This window comes from Croceivirga radicis (genome assembly GCF_002072105.2).
Classification (GTDB): domain Bacteria; phylum Bacteroidota; class Bacteroidia; order Flavobacteriales; family Flavobacteriaceae; genus Croceivirga; species Croceivirga radicis.
This window is the reverse complement of record NZ_MTBC01000012.1, coordinates 93,908-101,542: the sequence shown is the minus strand read 5'-3', so window position 1 is coordinate 101,542 and position 7,635 is coordinate 93,908. Positions and strand designations below refer to the sequence as shown.

General features: G+C 37.6%; 3 protein-coding genes and 1 pseudogene. 1 reads left to right on the top strand and 3 read right to left on the bottom strand.

Features of this window, described 5'->3' with window-relative positions:
- A pseudogene (locus BUL40_RS15070) lies at positions 1–944 on the bottom strand (hypothetical protein); the annotation flags it as partial.
- 416 nt (positions 945–1,360) lie between these two features.
- Between BUL40_RS15070 and BUL40_RS15065 the strand changes: the two are divergent.
- Positions 1,361–2,947 carry a peptide chain release factor 3 gene (locus BUL40_RS15065; RefSeq protein ID WP_080319908.1) on the top strand — a complete coding sequence of 529 codons (1,587 nt, stop codon included), beginning with the start codon at positions 1,361–1,363 and terminating at the stop codon, positions 2,945–2,947.
- A gap of 46 nt (positions 2,948–2,993) precedes the next feature.
- On the opposite strand, the gene BUL40_RS15060 is transcribed toward BUL40_RS15065, so the two are convergent.
- On the bottom strand, positions 2,994–3,305 hold the full coding sequence (locus tag BUL40_RS15060) for a DUF3467 domain-containing protein (RefSeq protein WP_080319907.1): 312 nt from the start codon (positions 3,303–3,305) through the stop codon (positions 2,994–2,996).
- 2 nt (positions 3,306–3,307) lie between these two features.
- A complete protein-coding gene (gene rpoC, locus BUL40_RS15055) occupies positions 3,308–7,606 on the bottom strand; it encodes a DNA-directed RNA polymerase subunit beta' (RefSeq protein WP_080319906.1) in 4,299 nt (1,432 codons plus the stop codon).
- Positions 7,607–7,635: the final 29 nt, after the last annotated feature.

The window sequence follows — 7,635 nt, the reverse complement described above, 5'->3', positions numbered from 1 at the left end:
CCATCCGTATCAGGGCCGTTGTCCGGGTCCAGATAGTCCGGGGTGCCGTCTTGGTCCGTATCGTCATTGGTCGGGTCGCCGTCACCGTTCGCATCTTCGTCCGGGGTATCTATGCCGTCTCCGTCATCGTCCAAATCACGGTAGTTAACGTCCTCCGTTCCATCGGTATCCGGTAGATCGTTCGCTGGGTCCTCTATCTCATCGTTAACGTCATAGCCGTCGTCCACGTCACTGCCCTCATAGCCATCGTCCAGACCGTCGTTGTCCGTGTCCACTCCCGTGTACGTGTTGTCCGGCTCGCCGTCATAGTCGAAGTCGTGTCCCTCGTTACTATCGGGTACCCCATCTTCATCAGAATCGTAATCTAAATAATCTGGCTTCCATAAACCATCTGTATTAACTGGAGTTAAACCACTATTTCCAATCCCTTCATAGGAATCATCCAGTCCATCATTATCTAAATCAACTCCACTAGGTTTAATATACCCGTTTGTAGCTTGTGCTTCAACATTATCAGGAATTCCATCATTGTCAGAATCTAAATCCAATTGATTGGGTATTCCATCCCTATCCCTACTATCATCAGGAATTATACCAAAAAGACCATTCCTTTCGTAGACATCATCTAATCCATTTGCATTTTTATCAACACCAGATGGCGCAAAATAATAATGCCAATTTTGACTCTCCAAATTATCCAATATTCCATCATTGTCTGAATCAATATCAATATAGTCTGGAATACCATCGCCATCCGTATCAGAGGGATATGTCCAATAACAATTATCTCCGTCTTCATTTCTATCCTCCATTATATTGGTAATTCCATCACCATCTATATCAACATCATGATTATCAGAAATACCATCGCCATCATAATCTTCTGTTATTCTAATTGTATTCTCAATAAAAACCCCTTTCTCAATCGAAGAAGAATATGACATAATTGAAAAAAGAAAAACGAAAAAACCAAGTAACAGACTTTTATGAAGATGTCTCGAATATTTATAGTATAAATTTGTCATACAATGATAATATTAAATCAATATTACCATAGTCTTATAGGTATTATTTAGTAGGCAAGATATTGGGACTAATCTTGTGCATATGTATTGTTATTCCTATTATTTTCCCATTTTTATCGATTAAGTATTCGTAATTACGTTGATTTAACACCTACACATAAAACGGATTGGGGGAAAGATATTTTTATAGTTAATGTTAAAGCGAATTTATAACTTCTTTTTACTTCCTAACAATCAAATTATAATTTTTATCTAAAAGAGATATTAACAATTGTCCTATTAGACTCCTTAAAAGACAGTCAGATTTTTAAACTATTTTTGCTCAAATTTTTAGAATGAATTTTGAGAAAGAAATAAGCCGAAGGAGGACCTTCGGAATTATATCGCACCCCGATGCAGGTAAGACCACATTGACGGAAAAGTTACTCCTTTTCGGTGGTGCCATACAAGAAGCAGGAGCGGTAAAAAGCAACAAAATAAAAAAATCTGCTACCAGTGATTTCATGGAAATTGAAAGACAGAGAGGAATTTCCGTAGCCACTTCCGTTTTGGCCTTCATATACAAGGATAAAAAAATTAATATTCTAGATACCCCAGGACACAAAGATTTTGCCGAGGACACCTTTAGGACATTAACCGCCGTGGATAGCGTTATAGTGGTTATTGATGTTGCGAAGGGCGTTGAAGAACAAACTGAAAAGCTAGTTGAAGTTTGTCGTATGCGCAATATTCCCATGATTGTTTTTATAAACAAATTGGATCGTGAGGGTAAAGATGCATTTGATTTATTGGATGAAGTAGAACAAAAGCTTGGACTACAAGTCACTCCTTTAAGTTTTCCAATTGGTATGGGATACGATTTTAAAGGTATTTACAACATTTATGAAAAGAATATCAACTTGTTCAGTGGAAACAGCAAACAAAATATTGAAGAAACTATTGCCTTTGATAACATAGATAGTCCGGAACTTGAAAAAATCATAGGTGAAAAAGCTGCAATTTCTCTACGTGAGAACCTTGAATTAGTTGACGGTGTTTATCCTCCATTTGAAAAAGAAGCTTATTTAAACGGTAAATTACAACCTGTATTTTTTGGTTCTGCCTTAAATAATTTTGGCGTTAGAGAACTCCTAGATTGCTTTATAGAAATAGCACCGGCACCGAGACCTAAAATGGCCGAAGAACGTTTAGTAAAAGCCAATGAAAAAGACTTCTCTGGTTTTGTCTTTAAAATACACGCCAATATGGACCCTAAGCACAGAGACCGTTTGGCCTTTATAAAAATTGTATCGGGAACTTTTGAAAGAAACACACCCTACTTACATGTAAGAAATGGTAAAAAACTAAAATTTTCTAGTCCAAATGCTTTTTTTGCTGAAAAGAAAGAAATTGTAGACATTTCCTTTCCTGGTGATATAGTGGGGTTACATGACACGGGAAACTTTAAAATTGGCGACTCCTTAACTAACGGGGAAGAGTTACACTACAAAGGTATTCCCAGCTTTTCACCAGAACATTTTAGATACATTAACAACGCAGACCCCTTAAAGGCAAAACAACTGAATAAAGGTATTGACCAATTAATGGATGAAGGTGTTGCACAGCTATTCACTTTAGAAATGAACAATAGAAAAGTAATTGGCACGGTAGGAGCACTACAGTATGAAGTAATTCAATACCGTTTAGAACACGAATATGGGGCTAAATGCACCTATGAAAATTTACCCGTACACAAGGCTTGCTGGGTAGAAGGAAATGAAAAGGATGAGGAGTTTAAAGAATTTAAAAGGGTGAAACAAAAATTTTTAGCGAGAGATAAGCACAATAAATTAGTTTTCTTGGCAGATTCGCAATTCTCGTTACAAATGACCCAACAAAAATACCCCAACGTAAAACTACATTTTACCTCAGAATATGAATAAATATTCTAAAAAATAAAGCCCGCAGTTTAAACTGCGGGCTTTTTTATTAGGCCTCTCCCGTAGGTCCAAAGTTCAATGGAATGGGAGGTTGCTCATAATCTTTAATAGCTCCGTGAGCGTTTTCAAATCGCTGAACATTATCGTTTAATGCTTTTAAGAACTTTTTGGCATGCTGGGGAGTTAAAATTATTCTACCCTTAACCTTACCTTTAGGCGCTCCTGGCATTAGACTTATAAAATCAACAACGAATTCAGATACCGAATGATTGATAATGGCCAGATTTGAATAGGTACCCTCAGCCATCTTTTCATCCAATTCTATATTTATTTGTTGTTGCTTTTTATCCTGTTCAGCCATAATTAAAATTTAAACTCTTCTTTACGAGCCATTATTTCATCGTATTCTTCTTTAGAACCAACGATTATGCTGTCATAGTCCCTCATACCGGTACCAGCTGGTATTCTATGACCTACAATAACATTCTCCTTAAGTCCTTCAAGACCATCAACTTTTCCACTAACGGCTGCCTCATTCAATACTTTTGTAGTTTCTTGGAAGGAAGCTGCAGAAATGAACGATTTAGTTTGTAGTGACGCTCTGGTAATACCCTGTAGAATTGGTGTTGCCGTTGCTGCTACTGCATCGCGAGCGGTTACAAGGTTTTTATCAGAACGTTTAAGCAATGAATTTTCATCCCTTAACTGTCTTACTGTAACAATTTGACCTGGCTTTAAGTTATCTGAATCACCTGCGTCTTCTACCACTTTCTTTCCAAAAATCTCATCGTTTTCTTTGATGAAATCTCCTTTATGTACCAATTGGTTCTCTAAGAAAATAGTATCACCTGCATCTTGTATTCTTACTTTACGCATCATTTGTCTAACCACAACCTCAAAGTGCTTATCGTTGATTTTTACACCTTGTAAACGGTAAACCTCCTGAACTTCGTTTACCAAATATTGCTGTACAGCAGATGGCCCTTTGATTTTAAGAATATCTTCTGGGGTAATAGACCCATCAGATAACGGCATACCAGCTCTAACATAATCGTTTTCTTGAACAAGAATCTGATTAGATAATTTTACTAGGTATTTCTTAATTTCTCCTAATTTAGATTCAATGATAATCTCACGATTACCACGCTTTATCTTACCAAAAGAAACTACACCATCAATTTCTGAAACCACTGCTGGGTTAGATGGATTACGTGCTTCAAATAATTCTGTCACCCTTGGCAGACCACCAGTAATATCACCCGCTTTCGCAGATTTACGTGGAATCTTTACCAAAGTTTTACCCTCTTTGATTTTCTCACCATCGTCCACCATTATGTGAGACCCTACTGGTAAGTTATAAGACCTTAAAGTTTCGCCTTTTCCATCTTTTATTAAAAGGGTTGGAATTAATTTTTTGTTTCTTGATTCAGAAATTACTTTTTCTTGGAAACCTGTTTGCTCATCTATCTCTACCTGGTAAGTAACACCTTGCTCAATATTCTCATAAGCAATCTCACCAGTGAATTCAGATACAATTACACCGTTATATGGATCCCAAGTACAAATAGTATCTCCTTTAGAAACTTTTGCACCATTTTTGATTTGTAGGACAGAACCGTAAGGTATATTATTAGTACTTAACGTAATACCGGTCTTTTCATCTACAATTTTAATTTCGGATGTTCTAGAGATAACAATATCAACTTTTTCACCTTCCCCATTCTCTCCTTGAACTAAACGTAAATCTTCGATTTCCGCTTTACCAGAGAACTTAGCCTCAAGTTTATTTTCTTCAGATATGTTACCTGCAATACCTCCTACGTGGAATGTACGCAGGGTAAGCTGTGTACCGGGCTCCCCAATAGATTGCGCAGCTACAACACCTACTGCCTCACCTCTTTGAACCATTTTGTTGGTTGCCAGGTTTCTACCATAACATTTAGCACAAATACCTTTTTCTGCCTCGCAAGTTAATGGTGAGCGTACTTCAATTTTCTCAATTGGAGAAGCTTCAATCTTCTTCACAATTTCCTCTGAAATCTCCTGACCAGCGGCTACAAGTAACTCTTCGTTCAATGGATTATACACATCGTGTAAAGAAACTCGACCAATAATACGCTCTCCTAAAGATTCTACAATCTCTTCGTTCTTACGTAATGGCTCTACCTCAATACCTCTTAATGTACCACAGTCTGTAGAATTTATTATTACATCTTGGGAAACATCTACAAGCCTTCTTGTAAGGTAACCTGCATCTGCCGTTTTTAAAGCGGTATCCGCAAGACCTTTACGCGCACCGTGCGTTGAAATAAAGTATTCCAAAATTGAAAGCCCTTCTTTAAAGTTAGAAAGAATTGGGTTTTCAATAATTTCACCACCTCCGGCTGTAGACTTTTTAGGCTTCGCCATCAATCCACGCATACCGGTAAGCTGTCTAATTTGTTCTTTGGAACCCCTTGCTCCGGAATCCAACATCATAAACACGGAGTTGAATCCTTGCTGATCTTCACGAATACGCTTCATAGCTAATTCGGTCAGCATTGCATTTGTAGAAGTCCATACATCAATCACCTGGTTATAACGTTCGTTATTGGTGATTAGACCCATGTTATAATTCATCATAATACCATCTACCTGTTCATTGGCTTCGGCAATCATATCATGTTTCTCTGCAGGAATAATAATATCACCTAAACTAAAAGATAGACCACCTTTAAAGGCAAAAGTATATCCCATAGTCTTGATTTTATCCAAGAATGCGGCTGTTCTAGGAACATCTGTTACAGCTAAAATATCACCAATAATATTTCTTAATGCTTTCTTGGTTAAAACCTGATTTATAAATCCGGCTTCTTCTGGAACCATTTGGTTGAACAAGACCCTACCTACCGTAGTGTCAACGATTTGGGTAACCAATTCGCCTTCTTCATTAAAGTCTTTTGTTCTTACCTTAATTCCAGCATTTAACTCAACACGTTTCTCGTTAAAAGCTATTTCTACTTCCTCCGGAGAATAAAAAGTTAAGCCTTCACCTTTAACCGTATACGTATCATCCGTAACACGTTTTTTGGTCATATAATAAAGACCCAAAACCATATCCTGGGAAGGTACTGCAATTGGCGAACCGTTTGCAGGATTTAATATGTTTTGCGAAGCCAACATCAATAATTGTGCTTCTAGTATAGCCTCAGGTCCTAATGGTAAGTGAACCGCCATCTGATCCCCATCAAAATCCGCGTTAAATGCGGTACATGCCAATGGGTGTAAACGTATTGCCTTACCTTCAATTAATTTAGGCTGAAATGCTTGGATACCTAAACGGTGTAATGTGGGGGCACGGTTCAATAGAACTGGGTGGCCTTTCAATACATTTTCTAAAATATCCCAAACTACAGGCTCTTTTTTATCAATAATCTTTTTAGCAGACTTTACCGTTTTAACAATACCACGCTCAATCAACTTTCTGATGATAAATGGCTTGTATAACTCAGCCGCCATATCTTTTGGTAAACCGCACTCGTATAGGTTCATTTCTGGACCTACAACAATAACAGAACGTGCTGAATAATCTACACGTTTACCCAATAAGTTCTGACGAAAACGACCTTGCTTACCTTTTAAGGAATCTGACAAGGATTTTAACGGCCTATTAGATTCTGTTTTAACAGCAGATGCTTTTCTGGTGTTGTCAAACAAAGAATCAACGGCCTCTTGTAGCATCCTTTTCTCATTTCTAAGAATTACCTCTGGAGCCTTAATTTCCATCAATCGTTTTAAACGATTGTTTCTGATAATTACCCTTCTATAAAGGTCATTTAAATCTGAAGTAGCAAATCTACCTCCATCTAACGGAACTAATGGACGTAATTCTGGCGGTATAACCGGAATTACTTTCATGATCATCCATTCTGGTCTGTTCTCACGATTCTCTTGAGATTCACGCAACGCTTCCACCACTTGAAGTCTTTTAAGAGCTTCTGTTTTACGTTGTTTTGAAGTCTCCGTGTTTGCCTTGTGGCGCAACTCGTAAGATAACTGCTCCAAATCGATACGACCTAACAAATCAATAAGACATTCCGCACCCATCTTAGCGATGAACTTATTAGGGTCTGTATCTTCTAAATATTGATTTTCTACAGGAATAGACTCCAAGATGTTTAAGTATTCTTCCTCTGTTAAGAAGTCCATCTTGTTTAACTCCTCCCCTTCAGGTCCTTTTGCGATACCAGGTTGAATTACCACATATCTTTCATAATAGATAATCATATCCAATTTCTTGGATGGTAATCCTAATAGGTATCCTATTTTGTTTGGTAAAGAACGGAAATACCAGATATGAGCCACAGGTACTACCAAATTGATATGACCAACCCTATCTCTACGTACTTTTTTCTCCGTAACCTCTACCCCACAACGATCACAAACAATACCGCGATAACGAATACGCTTGTACTTACCACAAGCACACTCATAGTCCTTTACAGGACCAAAGATACGTTCGCAGAAAAGCCCATCTCGCTCAGGTTTGTGCGTTCTATAATTTATAGTTTCAGGTTTTAAGACCTCACCTCTAGATTCTGCCAAAATAGATTCTGGAGAAGCCAGACCTATGGAAATCTTATTAAACCTTTTTTGTGTATTATTATCTTTTGCTCTAGCCATGATGCTATAAAGATGAAATGTTTAACTAT